16 protein-coding genes are annotated in these 22,216 nt (G+C 63.4%); 4 read left to right on the top strand and 12 right to left on the bottom strand.

The features are described 5' to 3' along the window. Window positions 1-393: 393 nt before the first annotated feature. The 5 genes from PSEWESI4_RS17925 to PSEWESI4_RS17945 all read right to left on the bottom strand — a co-directional run bounded on the left by PSEWESI4_RS17925 (window position 394) and on the right by PSEWESI4_RS17945 (window position 7,081). Entirely contained in the window at window positions 394-1,611 is a 1,218-nt protein-coding gene (locus PSEWESI4_RS17925; protein ID WP_328821933.1) for an HlyD family efflux transporter periplasmic adaptor subunit, read from the bottom strand. Beyond that, window positions 1,608-3,713 carry a type I secretion system permease/ATPase gene (locus PSEWESI4_RS17930; protein WP_187672587.1) on the bottom strand — a complete coding sequence of 702 codons (2,106 nt, stop codon included), beginning with the start codon at window positions 3,711-3,713 and terminating at the stop codon, window positions 1,608-1,610. The genes PSEWESI4_RS17925 and PSEWESI4_RS17930 overlap by 4 nt, the downstream gene beginning before the upstream one ends. Further along, complete coding sequence (locus tag PSEWESI4_RS17935) at window positions 3,710-5,149, bottom strand: TolC family outer membrane protein (RefSeq protein WP_235978961.1); 1,440 nt, start codon at window positions 5,147-5,149, stop codon at window positions 3,710-3,712. The genes PSEWESI4_RS17930 and PSEWESI4_RS17935 overlap by 4 nt, the downstream gene beginning before the upstream one ends. 83 nt (window positions 5,150-5,232) lie before the next feature. Next, entirely contained in the window at window positions 5,233-5,592 is a 360-nt protein-coding gene (locus PSEWESI4_RS17940) for a hypothetical protein (RefSeq protein ID WP_187672588.1), read from the bottom strand. A gap of 832 nt (window positions 5,593-6,424) precedes the next feature. Next, window positions 6,425-7,081 (bottom strand): TetR/AcrR family transcriptional regulator, encoded by a 657-nt coding sequence (locus tag PSEWESI4_RS17945; RefSeq protein WP_187672589.1) that lies wholly within the window; start codon window positions 7,079-7,081, stop codon window positions 6,425-6,427. A 206-nt stretch (window positions 7,082-7,287) separates the two neighbouring features. Here PSEWESI4_RS17945 and PSEWESI4_RS17950 point away from each other — a divergent pair, with 206 nt between their 5' ends. Continuing rightward, window positions 7,288-7,518 (top strand): hypothetical protein, encoded by a 231-nt coding sequence (locus tag PSEWESI4_RS17950; protein WP_187672590.1) that lies wholly within the window; start codon window positions 7,288-7,290, stop codon window positions 7,516-7,518. Between the two features lie 72 nt (window positions 7,519-7,590). Continuing rightward, window positions 7,591-8,547, top strand: coding sequence for an AraC family transcriptional regulator ligand-binding domain-containing protein (locus PSEWESI4_RS17955; protein ID WP_187672591.1), 957 nt, complete (start codon window positions 7,591-7,593; stop codon window positions 8,545-8,547). A 44-nt stretch (window positions 8,548-8,591) separates the two neighbouring features. Here the strand turns inward: PSEWESI4_RS17955 and PSEWESI4_RS17960 are convergent, their stop codons facing one another. Continuing rightward, entirely contained in the window at window positions 8,592-9,863 is a 1,272-nt protein-coding gene (locus PSEWESI4_RS17960) for an OmpP1/FadL family transporter (protein WP_187672592.1), read from the bottom strand. 421 nt (window positions 9,864-10,284) lie between these two features. Here PSEWESI4_RS17960 and PSEWESI4_RS17965 point away from each other — a divergent pair, with 421 nt between their 5' ends. After that, a complete protein-coding gene (locus tag PSEWESI4_RS17965) occupies window positions 10,285-11,286 on the top strand; it encodes an AraC family transcriptional regulator (RefSeq protein WP_187672593.1) in 1,002 nt (333 codons plus the stop codon). A 21-nt stretch (window positions 11,287-11,307) separates the two neighbouring features. On the opposite strand, the gene PSEWESI4_RS17970 is transcribed toward PSEWESI4_RS17965, so the two are convergent. From PSEWESI4_RS17970 to PSEWESI4_RS17980, 3 genes are all read right to left on the bottom strand, one after another. After that, on the bottom strand, window positions 11,308-12,846 hold the full coding sequence (locus PSEWESI4_RS17970) for a long-chain-fatty-acid--CoA ligase (RefSeq protein ID WP_187672594.1): 1,539 nt from the start codon (window positions 12,844-12,846) through the stop codon (window positions 11,308-11,310). 78 nt (window positions 12,847-12,924) lie between these two features. After that, window positions 12,925-13,059, bottom strand: a complete 135-nt coding sequence (locus tag PSEWESI4_RS17975; protein WP_187672595.1) for an alkyl sulfatase C-terminal domain-containing protein — start codon at window positions 13,057-13,059, stop codon at window positions 12,925-12,927. Window positions 13,060-13,068: 9 nt separating this feature from the next. Beyond that, a complete protein-coding gene (locus tag PSEWESI4_RS17980) occupies window positions 13,069-14,649 on the bottom strand; it encodes a GMC family oxidoreductase (protein ID WP_187672596.1) in 1,581 nt (526 codons plus the stop codon). Between the two features lie 96 nt (window positions 14,650-14,745). Here PSEWESI4_RS17980 and PSEWESI4_RS17985 point away from each other — a divergent pair, with 96 nt between their 5' ends. Then, complete coding sequence (locus PSEWESI4_RS17985; RefSeq protein WP_187672597.1) at window positions 14,746-15,768, top strand: AraC family transcriptional regulator; 1,023 nt, start codon at window positions 14,746-14,748, stop codon at window positions 15,766-15,768. Here PSEWESI4_RS17985 and PSEWESI4_RS17990 read toward each other — a convergent pair. From PSEWESI4_RS17990 to PSEWESI4_RS18000, 3 genes are all read right to left on the bottom strand, one after another. Continuing rightward, the gene (locus PSEWESI4_RS17990) at window positions 15,765-18,290 is read right to left on the bottom strand and encodes a helix-turn-helix transcriptional regulator (protein ID WP_187672598.1); all 2,526 of its coding nucleotides are present in this window, start codon (window positions 18,288-18,290) and stop codon (window positions 15,765-15,767) included. The genes PSEWESI4_RS17985 and PSEWESI4_RS17990 overlap by 4 nt on opposite strands. A gap of 126 nt (window positions 18,291-18,416) precedes the next feature. Then, window positions 18,417-19,790, bottom strand: a complete 1,374-nt coding sequence (locus PSEWESI4_RS17995; RefSeq protein ID WP_187672599.1) for a DUF1329 domain-containing protein — start codon at window positions 19,788-19,790, stop codon at window positions 18,417-18,419. Window positions 19,791-19,822: 32 nt separating this feature from the next. Further along, window positions 19,823-21,682 (bottom strand): DUF1302 domain-containing protein, encoded by a 1,860-nt coding sequence (locus PSEWESI4_RS18000; RefSeq protein ID WP_187672600.1) that lies wholly within the window; start codon window positions 21,680-21,682, stop codon window positions 19,823-19,825. Window positions 21,683-22,216: the final 534 nt, after the last annotated feature.

Here is a 22,216-nt window from a genome sequence, read left to right on the forward strand (position 1 = left end):
TACGAACGCCCCCAACCGACTCATGGAAAGAGGGGCATCAACAGGTTTAAATTTTTGTACGAAACCGCTTGAATACTTCGTACAAACAAATTCTCGAAGCCGGCAGGCAGTCACTTTCAACTATCATCGCCAGCAAAGAACGAGGAGCCATGCAAAGAGAATCATGAACCTGCACCGGTCTTCTCCAGATGGATACCGGAAACGTCTCAATCACTCACTTTACGGCTTTCGCGCAGAGTTTCCCCTGCCCGGGAATCTACAAGCCTCCTCGCAGGAAAAACAGCACCAACAGGCGCCCCGCCAGCATATTTAACAATTGTTCAGCTTCCTGCCGATAAAAATTAACATGGATCCCTCAATACAACCTTGAACAACTTTTGAACGCATATTCTCTCAGCGCTCGCGCAACGCCTCACGCGCCTTGTTCAGCGGCTTCACCAGGTATGAGAGAACCGTTTTCTCGCCGGTATGGATATCCACGGTCGCGATCATGCCGGGAACGATGGGCATTTCCTTTCCACTCTTGTCCTTGAGCTTGTCGCTATCCGTGCGCAGATAGACCCGATAGTAATAGACGTCACGATGAACTTCGTCCTGAATCGTATCCGGAGAAATCAACGTGACCTTTCCAGGAAGTCCGCCATAGATCGAATAATCGTAAGCGGTGATCTTTATCGTGGCGGCCTGCTCCGGATGTATATAGGCAATATCCTTCGGAGATATCCTGGCCTCGATCTGCAACTGATCGTCCACCGGCACGATTTTCATGAGTTGCCCGTTGGGGGGAATCACTCCGCCTATCGTGGTGATCGGAATATCCTTGATCACCCCTTTCACGGGCGAAACGAAAGTAAGCCGATTGAGAGAATCGCTACGCCCCCGGGTAATGGATAACTGTGAATGGATCTGCTCATTGACCTTGGCGAGTTCTTCCCGGGCCTTGACGACATATTGTGTTCTGGCGTCGGTGTGCCGGATCTTCAGATCGTTCAACTGGCGCCTCAGCCGCAACACTTCCACATCGCTGGCGGCTCCCCGCTTCACCAGCGGGATGGTCATGTCCAGCTCGCGGCGGATCAGACTCATGGCCTCCTCCAGTCCCGCGAGGGTCTTGGCGAGACTTTCCCGGCGCGAGGTGTACAAGGCCGTTTCCGCCCTGATCAGTTCGACGTCGTCTGCGATCTCCTCGGGGAACTCCAGCGGCGTGTCGTTCAGTTCGGCGGTCAAGCGTGCCGCAGTCGCCTGAGCCGCCCTGGCCCTCGACGCACTCTCCTCCACGGAGGCCTCCACCCGGGTCTTGTCGAGCAGCGCCAGGACTTGTCCCTTCTGGACCATGTCGCCCTCTTTCACTTCCAGGCTGGCGAGCACCCCGCCGTCCAGAGACTGGATCACCTGCTCCCTGGACGAGGCGATGACCTTTCCCGTGCCCGTGGAGACTTCGTCCAGCACGGCGAAATTGGCCCAGACCAGAAAGCTGGCGAACAACGCGGCGACCAACCAGATCAACCTGCTCGAACTGGAAAAGTCCTGCGCGGACGACACTTGCCACTCAGAAGAGAACACGCTCATTTCACTACCCGCCATGCCGACCGGACGAGGCCGGAAGGTCAACTCTGCAACTTCCCGAGAACGGCATCCTTGCTGCCATCCATCACGACCTTTCCATCGGCCAGAACGATGATTCGCTGGACCAACCGAAGAACCGGCAAGCGATGCGTGGCGACGACCAGCGTCTTGTTTCCGATCCACCCATCCAGGGCTTCGATGACGTTGTGCTCGGTCACATCGTCCAGCCAGGCGGTGGGCTCATCCAGCAAGAGTGCGTTGGGCTGGCAGATGATCGTACGCGCCAGCAACAGGGTCTGCCGCTGGCCGCCGGACAGCCCCTGGCCGCCCTCCAGGATCATGTAATCCAGCCCCGCCGGCTGAGAACGGACGAAGGCGATCGCGCCGGAGATCTCCAGCGCCTGGATGATTTCATCGTCGGTCGCCAGGGGCCGGCCAAGGGTCAGGTTGTCCCGGACCGTACCGAAGAAAAGCCGCGAATCCTGCGCCAGGAGACCGACGTCCCTGCGCACGTCATAGGGGTCGATCATGGTGATGTTCAGGCCATCCAGGGAAACGATGCCCTGCTGGGGAGAACGCATGCCGGCCAGCAGTTGCAGAAGCGTCGACTTGCCGGAACCAATCCGTCCCAATATGGCGACACGCTCTCCTGCGTTGATTTTCAGATTCTGAATACCCAGTGCAGGCTTCCTGGCCTCTTCGTCGTACTGGAACTGGACGTTCTCCAGGGAATAGTTGCCCGCCAGGCACGGGCGATACAGCAACACACCGTGCTCGGGCTGGTCGGTCGGCTTCTTCACGATCTCGTCCAACCCCTTCCGGGCGACCTTCGCCTGCTGCCAGCGCACGAACACACCGGACAATTGCGCCAGCGGAGCCATCATCCTGGAGGCGAGGATGGAGGAACCGACCAGGGCCCCCGTGGTCATCTCGCCCTTCATGACCAGGTAGCACCCCACCATGAGCACGGAGGCATAGAGGATGCCTTGCAGCTCCTGGGTCCAGGTCAGCAGCCCGTTGGTGATCCGCCGCTGCCGCATGGCGATGTCGGCGGAAACCGAATGCAACTGGTTCCACTGGTTCTGGAAACGATGCTCGGCTCTCAGCCTCTTGATGTCCTCGACACCCTCGACCGCCTCGACCAGCATCGCGTTGCGAATGGCGGACTCCCTCATACCCTCGTTGGATAGGCGGGCCAGGGTCTTCTGCGCCAGCAGCCCGGGGATGATGAGGAACGGCAGCGCGGCCAGCGCGACATAGACCAGCGGGCCGCCGGTCATGTACAGGATGAACAGGAAAAGAATCACGAAAGGCAGGTCGGCCACGGTATTCAGCGTGGTCGAGGTGATCAGCTCGCGGACCTGCTCCAGCTCCCGGACCTGGGCGATGAAACTGCCCGTGGATTTCGGCCTGGCATCATTCCTGATCCTCAGCGCCCGGCCGAAGATGAAGTCGCTCATCTTGAGGTCGGCCCGCTTCCCCAGGAGATCCGACACCCTGGCCCGCGCGATCCGCAGGAAGAACTCGAAGAAGACCGCCAGGAGCACGCCGAAGAACAGTACCCAGAGCGTCGGCTCGGATTGCGCCGGGATGACCCGGTCATACACCTGCATGGAGAAGATCACCCCGGCCAGGGCCAGGACGTTCGCCATCAAGGAAGCCAGGACGATGTCCCCGTAGCGCATCTTGTCCTTGAGGACGATCTCCCAGAACCAGTTCCGCCGATACGGCTTTATGTATTCGTCGACGCGGGCATCCGGCACCGACGTCGCCGGCCTGACGAGCGCGACTCGCGAACAGAGATTCTTCAGTTGCTCGAGACTGAAAGCCGTGGACAGTCCATGATCCCCGCTGACCAGGACACTCGCATTGCCCTTGCCATCGGTCTTCTCGATCAACCCGACCCGGCCGTCCTTGAACTCGACGGCCAATGGCTGCCGCCAGGGGTCGACGGCCGCATCTGACACATGTTCGAAACGTACCTTCAGGCCGAGCTGGTCGGAAACCTCCCGGATACTGGTATCGACATCGCCCTTGCGGTGGGAGGCGGAAACACGGACGTTCTCTTCCGAAACGGCAAGCCGGTAGTGCTTGGCGATACCGAGCAGAACATCTACCCACGAATCGTGACTTTTCTCGATGATCATCTCTGCACTTCCACACCATGAATGGTCTTGCCGTTCAACGCATAGGCTTCCCTGCTCCTTCCCGACGCCGCGATGTAATTCACGACTCCCATCCACAGAGAGTGGCGGCTGTCCTCCTTGTCGGCAGTGGCGAGATAGACCTCCTGCTCCGCGTTCAGGAGATCCAGGACCGAGCGGCTGCCCAGGGTGTACTGCTCCTTGTACAGCTCCCGCGTCTCGAGCATGCTTTTCTGCCGCTGGACCAGGACGGCCAGGCGTTTCTTCGCGCCGCGAATCTGTTCCCTCGCCTTCGCGATCCTTTCCTCGGCATTCAGCTTGGCCTCCGCCATCAGGGATTCGGCGGCGGCCATGCCGGCATTGGCCGCCCGTATCTGCGCGGAGATGGCCCCGCCCTGGTACAGGAAAGAAGACCCCGTCAGCATGATGGTGTTGAAGCTTCCCTGGTCCTCCCCGTTATTGGGATTGACGCCACTGAGCGCCTGGTTCGAAGACGCCTCCACCGCGAACGTCGGATATCTCTGCGCCTTGGCGGACTCGAGCTCGGACTGCGCCGCTTGCCATTCCGAATTGGCAGCGATGACCTCGGGGAGCGCGTTGTAGTCGACGGGCACGTCCAGTTTCGCGACGAACTCCAGATTTTCGGGTATCGGCGCGACCCACTGCTCGGAAGGTCCGTTGGTCAGCAGCCGCAAGCGCTCCCGCCACTCGGAAAGCGAGGTCTCGATTTCGAAAAGATTGGCCCGTGCGCTATCGACCCGGGTCCTGGCCTGGACGGGGTCCGATTGCGAGGCGAGCCCCGAGCCGGCGCGCGATTCGGCCATCTCATGTACTTTCCGGACGGCCGCTATCTGCTCCTTGGCGATGACCTGGAGTACCTGGTAGCGGTGCACCATGATGGCGGCCTCGGCGGCCTGCAGAGCAACGCTGTCCACCTGGCTGAGCACCAGGGCCTTCTGCTTTCTCGCCAGCCCTTCGGCCTGTCCGACGCGCCCGCGCACCTTACCGAAGTCGTAGAGCATCTGGGACAGCGACAACGTGGCGACCTGGGACGTCCCATGCGAGCTCAGCCGACCGGAATTGAACCCCGCCGAGAGCTGGGGGTAGTAGCCGGAGCGGGCCACATCGACCAGGCCCTCCTGCCGCAGGACATTCCCGATGGACGACTCGATGGAGGGATGGCTGCCAACCGCCATCGAGACGATGTCGAACAGACCGACGCTTGAAGAGGTGTTGCCGCCCTGTCCCGCCAAGGAACGTGAAGCCGGCTCCCGGTGAACCGATGCCAAATAGTTGCCGGCATCCATGCCGGCCCCATCGAACACGTCAGCGTAATAGCTGAGCGAAGAAATACCCGCTTCATCGGCATGGACGTCCCAACCTCCTGCCAGGGCAACAGCTCCCCAGAAGACGCCACACTGCATCGCATTTCTTTTCATGTACAAGGACCACATGCGAAACATATGAACGCAACGCCTCTCGGAAACTTGACCGCCACACTTGAAACAGCACTTCGAACTCATCACGAACTCACGAGAGCGGGGAACCTTTCCAGAACCATTCCATTCAAGCGCTCCAATTCCTCATACTTATCGACAAAGCCCAATATCATCCCGCCCAACGCATTTATTGCGTTGTACAGATCCAGCACGTTGGACTCTCTTCCCGCCGAGACGAGCAGCAGGACCTTATGTATCCTTTTCAGGCCTTGCGTCCTGGAAAACAGCCTTGCGTACTCGGCACCACCAAGCTCTTCGCTGTAGACCAGAACATCGAAAGGCAAGCTCATATTGTCGATTGCAAAGATCGCCTCATCACAATCCTGCGCCGGATAGATCTCACAGAGCCCGACCGCCAGAAACCCTGCAACAATCTCAGACAAGCACCTGACATCCTGCTCTATTATTAGAATCCGAGGCATAAGAGTCCCACTGCCAATCAAGCTGATGCCCGAATGGCTATTTCGCCCGCAAGTTTATTTCAACGACCAGGAACCCATCGAGCGGACAGTTACGACCCTACAGGGCAAAAAAAGCCCACGACAGTCATAACTGCCAATCAATCATTCAAGGCTACGTTATCTATTTCTCTTGACTATGCTTGGTGCATGCTTCTCTTGGAGTGGTTGTTTTCAACCGTAACCGCGATTATCCAGATGATAAAAATACCCAGCACGCCTGACCGACGTCTGTCCGACAATCTTTCGTACAGGCCAGGGCAAATCCCTGAATCTGACTAACCTCGTCGTCAATCTATATCTGAAGACGCCCGTCGTCAACACTAGAAACAACCATCTGTCGTCCGCTCATCGCTCTGGACACGCAAGGGAAAAATCTTCGGGGGCTGCTTCAAGAGCACGCTTGGCGTATCGGATAGATGTGGTCATCCGGGGCCTTGACCCCGTCAACCACGGCCATTCTGGCCGACCACCCCTATCCACGGGAACGAAAGGGGGCCAGCAGAGAAGTTCCTAGGCTCTATCAGAACCCAATATCCGCCATAGAGGGATAGGCAAAGAGGACAAAAAACTCATAGAAGAGGACAACTTGCCACCAAGCGAGTACTAGCGCATATAAAGTCGACTAGCCTTATGCTTAAGGGGCACATCTACCCGACAAGTAGAGAGGGAGTTGGGAAGGCAGGGAAATTCGATCGTTCAGGGAACCGGCAGGAGACGGAGTTTCCTCCCGCCGGGTGGATCCAGCAGCTCGAAACTAGTTCTTACCGGCTACTTCCTCATACGCTCGAAGCGTCCCGGCGAACACGCGGGCAACACCGCTGATCATTACCGACCTCTTGGCCTTGTAGCCTGACAGGTACCAGTACTTAACACTTTCGCTGGCAGCGCCCACTATTGCCAAGCAAGATGCATTGAGCTCTTCCTCATCGAGGCGCCATCGTGGGTGCGCCATTTTCAGGACGGTCGCAAGAAGAATGGAGAAATCAAGGATGACCTTCGTATAGGCTTTGTTTATCTCTTCACTCACTCCTAGAACCTCGAGCCAGCAAACACGGGCAACCAGTGGGTCCTGTGCGTAGGAAAAGAAGGTCGATAAACCATCATGAATGTAATCCCTCAAGTCCGACCCCGGCTTTACGGAACGGAGATTCTCCATGACTCTTTTCGTCAACTCGTCTGTGCATTCCTTATAAACCCCCAGCAGCAGGTTCTCTATGCTGCCGAAAGACTCATAGAAATAGCGATCCGTAAGACCAGCCTGGCGACAAATACCCCTGACGGTTGCAGCCCTGAAACCGACACCACCGAAAATCTCCAGACCGGCACGGAGGAATTTCTTGCGCCTTGCGGCAACCCTCTCCTCCTGGCTGATACCGCCATATATACGACTAGATGCTTTCTGGATCTTCACATCACAACCTATGAGCAAGGCCAATAAAACCACTTGGGCTACTTGGAAAAATCGTCATTCCTTACGACTCGCACGATGCTCCTTGATATCGATTCCTTATCCCTGGAGCACGGCAACTGGGCAGAATAGCATGGCTCGACAGACCAACGCTCCACTCCCCTCACCCATCCATTCGGGCCAGTCCTGCGCCGCCATGAGCATCGCGCATGACCTTGCCGGCGCTCTATCGCCGGCAGACACCGCTTCCTGAGACCAACACCTGGCCCCGTATTTTTTCGCAGCCCGACCAACCCTTCTTGGGCCACGCCACAGGAGAGCCGTTCGACGAGCCTGGACAAAAAACAGAAAAGCGAGAACTCCATCACGTCACCCGCCGGCGGCATACCCAGACCGAACAGCACAAGAAGAAGGGTTCACCCGAACCTACACTGAGATAGATGCGCGCAAAAAGCCGGTCTATCCATGCAACCGGCAACTTTTCAAACAAACCTCTCAGGTTGGCGAGCAGCATGCGCAAATCAGAAACGATCACCCCGCCGCCCCGACAACCGGCCCAGCGTTTTCATCGCGGGCCACTCGGACAAATGCTGGAGCGTTTCCTGGGCATCCGGAAAAGCAAGGTCACTACCGACTACAGCCTCACCGAGCTGGAACTGTTGTGGCTGGAGGCAGCCCAAAAGGACCCGGCGATCGGATTGCACATATTCCAGCAATTCACGCCTCAAGACTGGCACGTGCTGCTCTATCTGGCCCTTTACTGCCCGGATGTCCTGGGAGCCATTCAAAACTGGGTACGCTACGCTCCGCTGGCCACGGATAGCGATACCGTGGCCATGGCCGAGGACAGGTACGGCATCGCCATGGAGATTCGCACCGAAGGCCCTCCCGCACTGTCGCGCTATCTGGCCGAACACTACGGCGTCATGGCGATGACCATGCTCCGGCGGGGAACCGGCGAGGATATCCGCCCCACGCTCACGCACTTCACCCATGCCCGTCCGTCCTACCATTCGGAGTACACGCAATGGTTCGGCGACAAGATCGAGTTCTGCTGCTCCCATACCCGCTTCTACTTCGACACCAAGACACTCGGGACTCCGATGCGGATGCGTCACACGGGCATGGTGGAACTGCTTACCCGGGAACTGGACAGGCGCATCGCGCGGCATCAGCAACTGAGCGGTTGCGCCGCCAAGGTGGCGAAGAACGTCCGCGAGATGCTCTCCAGGGGAGAACTCCCCACCCTGGAAAACCAGGCCGAGATACTCCACCAGAGCCCCCGGACCCTGCGGCGGCGCCTGGAAGATCAGGACCTGACCTTCCGCCAGTTGCTCGATCTGGTTCGCCAGGAGCTCGAGCAGCACCTCGAACTCCAGGGCAAAAGCCGCGCGGAGATCGCCAGCAAGCTCGGCTACAACAGCCTGGCCGCCTACCAATATGCACGCAAGCGATGGAAGCAAGAATGATCCGGTGCCTGTTCCCGGAAACGCTCGCCCGGATGGCCAGCCGCTCAGAAGCGCCAGATCACCCCGCCACCGAGGATGTGCAACGCGCTGTTGGAATACTCGCCGGAAACCCGCTTGCCGGATACGCGCTTCTGCTGGTCGACCTCCATGTCGCCGAGCCAGACCAGGGCGTAGCTGACGTTGAGATCCAGTCCTTCATCGAGCCGATAGTTGAAGCCGGTGGCCAGGCGCCAGGTCTCGGCCATGGGGTTGTCGACCGTACGATCCTCGTCATCGACGGCCGAGCTGTCATAGGCCAGACCCATGTTCCAGCGCAGGCGCGGGCTCAGATGGCGCTGGGCGCCCAGGGACAGGTGCCAGGTGTCCTTGTAGCGGCGGTCGGCGGTCAGCCCCTGGGGATTCTGTCCATCTATATCGATGCTCATCTTTCCGAACTCGGACCAATCCTGCCAACCAGCGCTGGCCAGCAGCGTCCACTCCGGGTTGAGCTCATGGTAGAGGCTGGCGATGACCGACTGCGGCACGCGCATGTCAATGCTCAACTGGTCGGCGGCCAGGCGACGCAGGGAGACCTCCAGGATCGGGTTGTCTATGCCGTCCAGCGAGGGCCGGTCCTCGAACTGCAGGTCGATCTTGCTGGTATACGCCAGGCCCAGGCGCGTACCGGGGCTCAGGCTGTAGAGCAGACCGGCGTTCACCCCCGCCCCCCAATCATGGGAGCGGTATTCGAGCTGCCCGTCGGGCTGATCGCCGAAGCCCAGCGGGTTGTTGTCGATCGCCATCTCGCTGCGGAACACGCCATACATCAGGCGCGGTCCGATGCCGACGGCGAGGTCGTCGGTGAAGCGATAGGCGAAGGTAGGCTGGAAGGAAATGCCCAGCAAGGCGGTGTCCTGCACGAAGTAGCGCCCCGCCCAGTCGTCGTCATAGTTCAACGCCAGACCGAAGTTGCCATACATGCCGAAACCGATGGTGGCCCTGTCGTCCAGTTGGTGACTGATAAAGAAACTGCTGCCGGGCAACGCATCCAGGGCATTGCCTCCCTCATTGCCGGACGTGGTGTTATCGCCATCACGATCGAAACGCAGGTGCCCGAGCACCAACTGACCGGCAAGGTTGATCTGGGTCCCTTCGAGATTGGCGATCCCGGCCGGGTTGCTCATCAGCACGCTGGGGTCCTGGGCGCGCGCCGCGGCCCCCGCGTTGGCGAGCCCCATGTCCTCCTGGCCGACCTCGTAGAGCGATACGCCCCCCGCTTGCACGCCAGCGGCGATCCCCAGCAGAGGCAAGGCGATGAGGGTCGAAAATGGTTTCATAGGCGTCCTCTCACAGGCAGCCGATCCCGGTATGGAGACGTTCGCCAGCCGCGCCAATGGCGTACCCCGCATCGCTCATCGCGACTCGTCTCTTCGACGATAGCCGGGAATCCGCGCCATGGATCGTCATGCGGCAACCCATGTCTTGAAGTACCTCCATCGGAGGCGGGACTGTCGCCGGCATGCGACGGAAAGCGAGCACCGAGCTGCCAGGTCCTGGGAATCGGCATCCGGCAAACGACATATTCGACACAGTATGCCGGGAACAGGCTTCCCGGAATCATGCATCTCACGACAGAGGAATGGCATCTGATGCCAAGACGCGAGCGCCTTGGCGATGTCGGCCGGCTGGCCGCCATGCGCCGCGCATCGAGCAGGCCATTTCATGTCGCACGGCAGTAACAGGACGAGGAAGACAGTCATGGACAGTGTTCGCGGTACCGCCCTCCTGCAATTCGGAGAACTGGTCGGCCAGTACGGCGCCTCGGCGCGCGACTACCTGGCGCCGCACCACATTCCCATGGATGTGATCGGTGACTACGAGAAGAAGCTCTCCTACAAGCGCATGGTGCAGATGTTCGAAGGCGTCGCTCACGCCATGAACATGCCCGGCTTCGGGCTGGAGTTGGCGACCCGTCAGGGTTCCCGACTGCTCGGCCCACTGCACCACCTGGCGCGCTCGTCCGCCACCGTGGGTGATGGACTGGATGCGGTGATTCGCTACATGCGCGTCTACAGCCCGTCGATCCACGCCACGCTGGAGCACGAGAAGCCCTCCCGGCGCACTCTGCTGCGCTTCGAGAACAACCTGCCGAACAGCCTGGAGATTCCCCAGATCATCGAAAAATCCGTACTTCAGGGTTGCCTGCTGGTCTCCGAACTGCTCGGAGCGCCCTATCGTCCCCAGGTGGTGTTGTTCCGCCACAATCCGCTGGCGAGCCTCGCCCAATACTGGCGCTATTTCGCCTGCCCGGTTCTCTTCGGGCAGGACTTCAACGCCGTGGCGATGGCTCCCGAAGACCTGGACAAGCCCTGCGCCCACCACGACCCCATACTCCATTCGGTCGTGCGCTTCTACCTCGACGCCCACCTCGACAGCACACCCAACCTGGCCGCCGAAGTGGACCGGCAGATCCGTGCATTCCTGCCGCTACAGCGCGCGAACCTGGAACAGGTCGCCCAGGCGCTCGGCATGAACTCCCGGACCCTGCAACGCCGCCTGGCGGATGCCGGCCTGGACTTCGGGCAGCAACTGGACCGGATGCGCCGGCACCTGGCCCAGCAACTGCTGGCCGGCTCCGCGTTGACCATCTCGCAGATCGCCAAGGAGCTGGGCTACCGCTGCGCTACCTCCTTCTGCCGCGCCCACCAACGCTGGTTCGACATGACGCCGCAGGAGCACAGACTGCGCAGCCGGACGTGAAGCCGCCCGGCTGCGCCCCGATCAGCCGCGCCAGTACGGCTCGCGCAGGTCGCGCTTGAGGATCTTGCCGGCCGCGGAGAGCGGCAGCGTCTCGCGGAACTCCACGGTCTTCGGGCACTTGTAGCCGGCGATGAAGGTACGGCAGTGGGCGCGCAGCTCCTCCTCGCTGGCCGTGGCGCCGGGCATGAGGGTGACCACCGCGTGCACCGCCTCGCCCCAGGTGTCGTGGGGAATGCCGATCACCGCGCAGAGCGCGACCGCCGGATGCTTGGCCAGGACGTTCTCGACCTCGGCGGAATACACGTTCTCGCCACCGGTGATGATCATGTCCTTGACCCGGTCGACGATGAACAGGTAGCCCTCCTCGTCCATGTAGGCGGCATCGCCGGTGTACAGCCAGCCGTCCTCGAGCGCCTTGGCGGTCTCTTCCGGCTTGTTCCAGTAACCCTGCATCACGCACGGCCCCTGGACCACCACCTCGCCGACGGTACGCCGAGGCACTTCGGCGCCGCTCCCGTCGATGACCTTGACCCACTGCCCGAGGATCGGCCTGCCCGCCGAGCGGTACAGGCCACTGTCGCGTCCCACGGGGCCGTGGTTTTCCGGGTGGTTGACCGAGATCAGCCCGGCATTCTCGGTCAGGCCGTAGACGTGCACGAAACCGGCGTCCGGCAAGGCGTCCATGGCCCGCTCCAGCAGCGCGGCGTTGATCGGCGAGGCGCCGTAGAGGATGCGCTGGAGGCAGGAAAGGTCGAACTCGGCGAAGCGCGGGTGATCGAGGACGGCCTGCAGCATGGTCGGCACCAGCAGGGTCTCGTTGACCCGCTCGCGGCGGACGGTCTCCAGCAGCTCCAGCGCATCGAAGGTGGGGATGTAGACGTTGGTGGAGCCGTTCACCACCCGCGCGCAGGCCGCCGCCAGGCCGGCGATGTGGAACATCGGCGCGACGTTCAGGCCGATCATGTCCGGCACCGGGGCCAGGTCGGCCATGCGCAGCAGGATGCTGAGCCACAGGTTGCGGTGCGACAGCATCACCCCCTTGGGCCGGCCGGTGGTGCCGCCGGTGTACATGATCACCGCCAGGTCCTCGCCGCCGGCCCGACTGTCGTCCATCGGCTCGGCGTCGGCGAGCAGTCGCTCGAAGGCGTGCATGCCGGCCGGCGTCTCGCCCTCACCGGCATGGATCAGCAGCGGCGCGCGACTGGCGGCTCCGACGATGTCCTCGACCAGCGGCAGGTGATGATCATCGACGATCAGGACCGAGGTGTCGCAGTCATCCAGCGAGTAGGCGATCTCCGCAGCGCTCCAGCGGATGTTCACCGGGTTCAGCACCGCCCCGGCCCACCAGCAGGCGAGCGCGGACTCCTGGTAACGGTCGGAATTCAGCGCCAGCACGGCGACCCGGTCGCCCTTGGCCACGCCCAGCCCGCGAATACCGGCGGCGAGCCGGGCGACGCGCTCGCCGGACTCACGATAGCTGCGGGTGCGGCCGCGATAGATGGTCGCGGGACGCTCGGGGGCCATCTGCATGGCGATGTGCAAACCTTGGGTGAGGTGCATGGGCTTGAACCTGTGTCTTGTTGTCGTAGCCGCTTGCGCTGGCTGGCAAGCGGCGCTTGGATTGCCACCGGGCGGCTATCAAGGGGTGACGATGCCGAACCGGAACTCGTAGGTGTCGAGCAGCCCCATGAGCTCGCCGAAAACCTCCTTGCGGCCCTCGATCTTCAGCTTGCCGTCGGCGAGTTGCTGTTCGAGGCCGGCTCCGTCGAGCACCCGGCGGCCTCAGGCCTGGGCGACCCATTCGGCCGCACGCTCGCCGATCATGATCGACGCCGCGTTGGTGTTGCCGCCGACCAGGGTCGGCATGATCGAGGCGTCCACCACGCGCAGGCCTTCGATGCCGCGCACACGCAGCCGGCTATCGACCACGGCGTGCTCGTCGTGGCCCATCTTGCAGGTGCCGACCGGGTGGTAGATCGAGTCGGCACGCCGGCGCAGCAGCTCGATCAGTTGTTCATCGCGATACAGGCCGTCGCTGTACATGTCCTTCAGGCCGAAACGGGCCATGGGGGCCTGCTCGACGATCTCCTGGGCCATGCGGTAGCCCTTGAGCAGCGTATTCACGTCATCGTCGTGGCCGAGGAAGTTGGGATCGATGCGCGGTGCGGCAACCGGATCGGCCGACCGCAGGCCGACGCTGCCGATGCTCTTCGGCCGCAGTACGCAGACGTGGCAACTGAAGCCGTGCCCCCAGTGCAGCGTGCGGTTGTGGTCGTCGATGATGCTGAACACCGAGTGCAACTGGACGTCGGGCCGGGGAAGCACCGCACAGGTCTTCAGGAACGCCCCGCCCTCGGCGAAGTTGCTGGCCAGGGGACCGCGCCGGCTCGCCAGGTAGCGGGTCAGGGCCGCGCCCATCTTCAGGCTGCCGCCCAGGGAGTAGCCCATCAGCGAAGTGTCATGGCTCTTGTAGCAGAGCACCACGTCCGGGTGGTCCTGCAGGTTCTGGCCGACACCCGGCAGTTCGTGCCGTACGGCGATGCCGTGGGGCTTCAGTTCGGCTTCCGGGCCGATGCCGGAAAGCATCAGCAGTTGCGGGCTGCCGAAGGCGCCGGCGCTGAGCAGCACCTCCTTGCGCGCCCGCAGTTCCAGGCGCCGGCCCTTGACCTGCGCCTGCACGCCGGTCGCCTGCTTGCCACTCAGCAGCACGCGCTCGGCATGGGCGCCGGTGAGCACGGTAAGGTTCGGGCGCTGGCGGACCGGCTTGAGAAACGCGGTGGCGGTGCTCCAGCGCCGGCCGTCGCGGATAGTCACGTCGTACTGGCCGACGCCTTCCTGGTCCACGCCGTTGAAGTCGGTGTTGTAGCGGTAGCCGGCCTGCCTGCCGGCTTCGATGAAGGCGTGGGTGGCGGCATGCGCCTCGACCTGGCCGACGAACAGTTCACCGCTGCCGCCGTGGAAATCGCAGGCGCCACGGTGGTTCATCTCGCTCCGGCGGAAGTACGGCAGCACGTCGGCGAACGACCAGCCCTCGTTGCCCAGGGCCGCCCAGTCGTCGAAGTCGCTGCGATGACCACGGATGTAGATCATGCCGTTGATCGAGCTGCTGCCGCCGAGGGTCTTGCCGCGCGGCTGGTAGCCGATGCGCCCGCCCAGCCCCGCTTGCGGCACGGTGTCGAAGGCCCAGTTGACGTGCCGGCTCGGCAGGATGGCGGCGATGCCGGCCGGCGCGTGGATCAGCGGGGAACGGTCTTCCGGCCCGGCCTCGAGCAGGCACACGGAAACATCCGGGTTGGCGCTGAGGCGGTTGGCCAGGACGCAGCCGGCAGAGCCGGCGCCGACAATGATGTAATCGAATTCCATGGGGTGCTCCGGGATGAGGGAGGTGCCGTGGAATTCTTCGCCGGGCGGGCCAGGCAGTTATTGATCTTTGATGACGGATACTTGATCTTTGATGACATGGACCCTTTTATCCGAACCACCTCCTTTGCCGGCTTCCGCGAGCTGGTCGACAGCCTGGGCGGGGACCACGCCCTCCTCCTCGAACGCTTTCGCATCAAGCCGGAACTGATCGACGAGGAAGACGCCCGGGTTCCGTTGCGCTCGCTGGTCGGCCTGCTGGAGTCCGCGGCGCAGGAGCTGGACTGCCCCGACTTCGGCCTGCGCATGGCCGAATACCAGAACCTGCAGGTGCTCGGCCCGATCGCCGTGATCGCGCGCAACGCGGTCACGGCCGGGCATGCGCTGGCGGAGATCGTCCGCTTCATCGGCTACCACAGCTCCGGCGTCCAGCTCGATCTCGACCGTAGCGAACCGCAGGCGCCGCGACTGCTGATCGGCCTGCGCCTGCCCGGGCTGATGCAGCAGCGGCAGATGGTGGAACTGGCCATGGGCGTGGCGCACAACACCATGAAGCTGCTGTACGGCACCAGCTTCAAGGCCCACTCGGTGCTGCTGGCTGGCGTGAGCCCGCTGCCGTTGGCGCGCTATCGCCGCTACTTCCAGACCGAGGTGTACACCGGGCAGGCCTGCAACGCGCTGATCCTGACCAACCAGCAACTGGACCAGCGCATCGAACAGCAGGACCCGACGCTGCACCGCACGCTGGTGCGGTACCTCAGCCAGTTCAACCTGCAGGCGTCCTCGGACGTGGTGGAGCAGGTCCAGCGCCTGGTGCTGCGCATGCTGCCGACGCAGCAATGCCGCCTGCCGTTGATCGCCGAGCAGCTCGGCCTGCACGTGCGCATGCTGCAACGGCGGCTGGAAGAACAGGGATGCAAGTTCGAGGAACTCGTCGAGGCCATCCGCCGCGACCGGGCCGACGCCTACCTGGCCGAGCGCGACATTCCGCTGGCGCAGATCGCCGGCATGCTCGGCTACAGCGAACAGAGCGTGTTCAACCGCGCCTGCCGCCGCTGGTTCGCGATGACGCCCAACGAGCGGCGTCGCCTGTTGCGGGAGCAGCGCGCCAAGGAACGCTAGCTGGTCAACCCCAGCTCCTTGGCCCGAACGACCGCCTGCGTGCGCCGCTCGACCCCGAGCTTGAAGTTGATGCGTTGCGCGTGGGTCTTGACCGTGTGCAGGGAGATGAACAGCATCTCGGCGATCTGCTGGTTGGAAAAACCCTGCGCGATCAGCTTGAGCACATCGAGCTCGCGCCGGCTCAACAGGGCCGCGTGCGCGCTTTCTCCCGTGTTGCCGGCACTCTTGCTCGCCCACTGCCTCATCGCCGGGTTGCGCAGGGCAAAGGCCCGTTCGAGGCTGGCCAGGCCCATCTGCCGGGCCAACGCCAGGGCGTCCAGCAGCGCCTGCTTGGCCTGCGCCTGCCGGCTGCCGGCATGCAGGGCCTCGGCTAGGCTGAAACCGATCTCGCAGGCCAGCGGGCGCCTGCCCTCTTCCAGGGCCCGGGCGTGCATGGACCTGAGGCTGTCCAATGCCTCGCCCACTTCGCCGGCGGCCAGCCGCGCCTGGGTCAGCAGCAGATGCAGGCGCACGTTCAGCTCGGGCGCCCCGAATGGCGGTAACTGGGTGCCTCCGGCCAACTGGCCACGCACCGCCTTCTCGACCTGTGCATGGCGGCCCTGGCCCAGCCACAGGCGCGCCTTGGTCAGCAACAGCAGCCCCTGGTAGAGCTGCACGCTGATGTGGTTGTACTGCATCGCTCGCTCGGCATCGCTGACCCGTGTGAAGGCGCCGGCGACGTCGCCGTGCAGCGCACTCAACTCGGCCAGCCCCAGGTGGCCCCAGACGGCGGCCGGGTCGGCACAGGCCTGGCATTCCCGCAGCCCCGACTCGAAGGCGGCCTCGGCTTCCGGGTAGCAGCCGCGTTGCAGCAGCAGGCCGGCACGCAGCAGTTGGGTGCGGCCGCGCATGGGACTGGGCTCGGCGCCCCAGGCGCCGGCCAGTTCCGAGTACAGGCGGTTGAGCAGGGTTTCCGCGCGCAGCAGTTCGCCGCGGATTTCCAGCAGCTTGACGTGCTCCAGCGCCATCAGGCTCTCGAACGCCAGGCTGGCATGCTCGCGGGCCTGCTTGATGGCCACCCGGTTGAGTTCCTGGGCATGGTCGAAGTCGCCTTCGATCAGCGCCTGCTCGATCTGCATCAGGTAGCACACCAGGCGCTGGCTCCAGGCCCGCTCGGGCAGCTCGGCGACGGCCTCGGCCAGCAGCGCCCGCGCCTGCTCGGCAGCCCCCCGATGAAACGCCAGCTTGCCCGCCAGGGTCTTCCACTGGGCGATCAGCTCCCATTGCTGGCGGGCGTCGGGCTGCGGCAGGAAACGTTCCAGCGCCACGACGTACTCCTCGCCCTCGTCGAGCCGGCCACCGAGCAGCAGGGCCCAGGCGTTGAGCAAGGCCAGGCGCGGGGTACTGCCGCGCAGCTCGGTCGGCAGCTCGCGGCACCACTCCAGCAACAGCGCCAAACCATGGCCCTGCAGCAGGCGATCCTGGGTGTAGCGCTCCATCAGGCTGGCCGCCACATCCGGCTGCTCGGCCTTGAAGGCGTATTCCAGCGCGGGGCCTATCTGCTCCCGGCTCACGTACCACTGGCAGGCCTTGCGGTACAACGCCTTGGCCATGCTGGCGGGCAGTTGAGCGGCCAGCAGCGACGCGAGCGCCGGCTGGACCCGCAGCAGCCTGCCCTCCTGGTCGACGGGCTCGATGAACAGGCCGCACTCCTGCAGATGCGTGAGCAGTTGCACGCCCTCGCCCACGCCCAGCGACTGCTCGCACAGCTCCCGATCGAAATGCGGGAAATGGGCCAGGCTATAGAGCGCCTGTTGCCAGTCGCCGGGCAACTCGTCGAGCACTTCGCGCTTCAGGTATTCCAGCACCAACGCATTGCCGGCCTCGACCGAGATCCGCTGGCCGGGCTTGAGCCCGAGCAGGCACAGGCACAACCCCGCGCACCACCCCTGCGACTGCTCCATCAGCCCGAGGATCGCGGAACGCGACCAATGGTGCCCGGCCCTTTGCAGCAGTTCGCCCAGCTCGTTTTCGCGGAAGGCCAGTTCGTGGCTGCCCAGCTCGAACAGCTCGCCATCCAGCAGCAGGCGGGTCAGTTGCAGTTGCGGCCGGCGCCGGCTGGCGACCCACCAGCGGACACGGTGCGGCGAACAGAGGATCAGCTCGTTCAGCGCGTGGTCCAGCTCCGCATCGGGAAAGCGCGGGTAGTCGTCGAGCAGCAGCCAGAGCGGGCGGCTCTCGTCGTCGAGGTGCCGCTCGATGCCTGCCAGGTCCGTGGCTGGCAGGCCGAGCGCGGTCGCCAGGCGCTGCACGAAAGCCTCGGCGCCGAGGGGCTGGCCGCGCAGGTCGAGGTGGACCAGCCGGGTTTCGGCCGGGCAATGCCGCATGCACTCCCCGAGGAGGACGCTCTTGCCGCTGCCGACAGGCGCGCACAGCAGGCGCAGGCGACAATCGGCCTCCAGCAGGGCGTCGCGCAGGCGCGGTCGGGGAACGTGGCGAGGGGGAAGCCGAGGCAGGTCGGGATGGAGTGGCGTATGAGCCATGGACGCACTCGATTCTTGTTCGGTAGGGAAACATCCTTGCAGAGCCCAGGGGTGCTGCGCAAATGGGCTGGCCAAGAAAAAGCGGCCCAGGGGGCCGCCAAGGACGGGGCAGCGAAACGTCCCGGATCAGCGCACGCCGGCCTGGCGCAGGGCAGCCGGGGTGTAGGCGGACGCGGTGGACTTCGCACCAAACTCGATGCTCTGTTTTTCCTCGTTCTTCAGACCGAGCACGGAGTAGCGGCCGGAGACCAGGTCGTACAGGGTCTCGGCGGTATAGCCGGGCACCTGCTTGTGGTAGTACTGCTGGATGTGGCCTTCGCCGACACGCCACAGTTGACCACGGCCGTCGTAATGATCGACCAGGGCCAGTTGCCAACTGTCTTCGTCGAAGTACATGTGGCGGGTGGCGTAGATGTGGCGCTCGCCCGACTTGAGCTTGGCCACCACTTCCCAGACACGGTGCAGCTCGTAGCGGGTCAGGTCCTGGTTGATGTGGCCGGCCTGGATGATGTCGGCGTACTTCAGGCTCGGCGAGTCCAGCTTGTAGGCGTTGTAGGGGATGAACAGCTCCTTCTTGCCGACCAGCTCCCAGGTGTAGCGATCCGGGGCGCCGTTGAACATGTCGTAGTTGTCCGACGTGGCCAGGCCATCGGCGGCGGTCGCCGGGCCATCGTAGGCCACCTGCGGGGCGCGGCGGACGCGGCGCTGGCCGGCGTTGTAGAGCCACGCCATGCGCGGCTCCTTCACCTGGTCGATGGTCTCGTGCACCAGCAGCACGTTGCCGGCCAGGCGCGCCGGCGCGGTCACCCGCTGGATGAAGTAGAACAGGATGTTGTCCGCCTTGCCCTTGTCCAGGTCGGGAAGATCACTGGGGTAGGACACCTCGTCGGTGAACTGGACCATGCTGAAGGAACCGTTGGCCTGCGGCTGCACGCGGGTCATGTAGCGCTTGATATTACCGCCGCGGTAACGGGTGCTGTGGTTCCACACCACTTCGACGCCGTTCTGCGGGATCGGGAAGGCGTAGTAGCGGCTGTCGCTGAAGCCCTTCAGGCCGTTGCCGCCATCGATGCCCTCGGTGTTCAGCGCGCTGGTCTTGATCCTGGCGTAGATGCTGTCCGGCAGCGCCGCGGTCCGGTGGGTCGGGTAGACCGGGATCTTGTAAGTGTCGGGATAGCGCTTGAACATCGCCAGTTGGCCGGCCGACAGCTTGTCCTTGTACTGCTCGGCGTTCTGCGCGGTGATGGTGAACAGCGGTTGCTCGCTGGCGAAGGGGTCCGCGAGGAAGCCTTTGCCGTCCACCGCGCCGGCGCTGGTGGGCAGGCCGCCGGTCCACTCGGGGATGCTGCCGTCGGCGTTGCCGGCCTTCTCGGCGCCGATCGGAGTCAGGCTGGTGCCCAGCCTGGCGGCCTCCTCCGGGGATACCTTGGCCATGACGCTGGTCGCCAGCAGGCTCAGCGCCAGGGCGCCGGTCTGCATCAGGGTTCTGTGCTTGATCATCTGTCTTTCGTCCTTTGCGTCTTGTTCCGCGCTTAGAAGCTCATCCCGACGCTGAGCGCGAGGAAGTCGCGGTCGATCGAGGTGTTGTACTTGCCACCGAAGAAGTCGGTGTAGGAAATGCTCGCGGTGTAGGTGTTCTGGTAGTCGGCATCCAGGCCGAGGCTGACGGCCCTGCGGCCTTCCTCGAAGTTGGCGCCGGGGCCGGGCGAGTAGCCGTCGACGTCATGGGCCCAGGCGACGCTCGGGCGCAGGTTCACGCCGGCGAACACGTCCGGGTACTCCCAGACGGCGCGAACGCGGTAGCCCCAGGAGTCGGCCGTGGTGAAGCCGTCGTTCTCGCAGTTGCGGCTGACGTTCTTCAGGGAGCCGCCGCCCCCGGTCAACGTGCCCTGGTTCAGCCCTTCGCAGCGGCCGGCCGTCGGCAGTTGGCCCGGACCGAAGATCGGGTCGCGGCCATAGCGGGCCTTGTTGGAGCTTTCCAGGCCGCCGACGTGGGTCCAGCCGATTTCTCCGACCAGGGACAGACGGGAAGCCCCCATCACCTGGTCGAAGAAGTGGACGAAGGTGGTCTGCAACTGGGTGATTTCCTTGCGGCGGTAGCCGTGGATATCGGTACCCGGCGTCGCCTGGATCAGCGATACGCTGGGGTCCAGCGGGGTCAGGCCGCCGAACAGGATGTCGGTGGTGTTGAGCTGCACCGGCGCGTTGGGACGGTAGCTGATCTCGCCGCTCCACGCGGTGCCGGTGGGTAGCGTGGTGGAGAAGCTCAGGCCGTACAGCTTGATGTCTTCCGGGTACTCGATGAAGTAGTTGGAGTTGCCCGCCACCAGCAGCGGCGCAAGGGCGGCGAAGGCCGGCGGCAGGCTGCCGGCCAGGTCGAAGATGCCCTGGGGAGCCGCGGAGCCGCTGAAGATCGGGAGGCGGCTGTGGTAGTTCATGTAGTAGGCACCGAACTCGGTGTCCAGCGGCTCGAACAGGTAGCGGAAGGCCAGGCCCCACTGGCCGCTGTCGCGGGCATCGCGGTCAGGGCCACGGCGCACCAGGATGCCTTCCTCGTTGACATCCACGCCGAGCGGCGCCGCCAGCTCCGGTACGCCCGGCGGCAGGCTCGAACGGCTACGCAGCACCCGCAGGTTGTCGGTACAGCCATCGGCCACCACGTCCGGCTGGGAGAAGAAGGTGCCGCAGTTGTCGATGACCGTCTGGTCCCACTCGATCTGGTAGAAGGCCTCGGCGGACAGGTTCTCGGTCAGGCTCTGCGACAGGTAGAACATGTTGACCGGAATCAGGCCTTCCTTGATCTCCGCGCCAGGGCGACGGAAGGCGGCCACGTCCACCGGGTTGATGGCGTTGATGCCGTTCTGGATGAAGGTACTTTCACCCCAGCTCACCACCTGCTTGCCGAGGCGCACGGAGCCCGGCTGATCGGCGAGGGCGTAGTTGTAGTAGACGAAGGCATCGAGCAGCTCGGCGCCGGACGACTTGGCGCCTTCCTTGCGGTTGTGGTCGCTGATGTCCTTGAACGGACGGCTCTCGTCCTTCAGCTCGAAGTCGTACCAGTACTTGCCACGGGTGAAGAGACCGAAGTCGCCATAGCGCAGTTCGAGGTCGTGGATGCCCTTGAAGATCTTCGAGAAGGTCTCGCCGCGCTTGAAGTTGAGGCGGCTGTCGTCGGAGGTCTGCGACAGGCCGCGACCGCCGTTGTTCACGCCGATCAGGTCCCTGTCGGCCTTGGCGGTCGACCAACTGGCGCCGATCGACAGCGAGGAATCGAACTGGCCTTCGATCTCGCCGATGTTGAAGTTAACCGCCTGAGCACCGCCGGAAAGTCCCAGCGCGACAGCAGCAGCCAGCGCCTGGGGACGGAAGAATACGTGCCCTGTTCTTGTCATTGTTCGGTCACCTTGTGACGTTCTTGTTGGCGACCAAAACTTAATCAATCCGTCCGGTTCGGGTAACGGATGAAGTAGTGATATTCAAAGTCATCCCTAGTAGTGACTTTCCCACTGCCAGATACCCTCGACAGGCCTCCGTGGCTGGGCTGGCCGACCGACTGTGGCATTAGGTATCACCGGCCCGCCGGGAGCTGGTGGGCGGACCGACCCGCATCGTGTCCGGCGAGTCCGCACATGCGGAACGCGGCTGCACTCGTTGGGGTCCGCATGGGAAAGCCGGGCATCAACCCGGGGCTTGGGCATCGGGCGCCGTGGAGAGCGAGGCAAGGATGCCCGCCGCGTGGACCTCGCCTCTTCGGCAACGATCCGCACGCCATGAATGGACGTGGACGTCCTGGCTGGGGGCAGTGGGTTCCACCGGAATGAAAAAAGGGTTCTTCGCGGACTCAGGGGAAAGAGCGAGTTGACAGTCAGGGAAATGGGTAAATTGGCAGTCGCCAAACGAACCAACCCCCACCCCCTGCTGCCGCT

This window comes from Zestomonas carbonaria, from assembly GCF_904061905.1.
Classification (GTDB): Bacteria; Pseudomonadota; Gammaproteobacteria; order Pseudomonadales; family Pseudomonadaceae; genus Aquipseudomonas; species Aquipseudomonas carbonaria.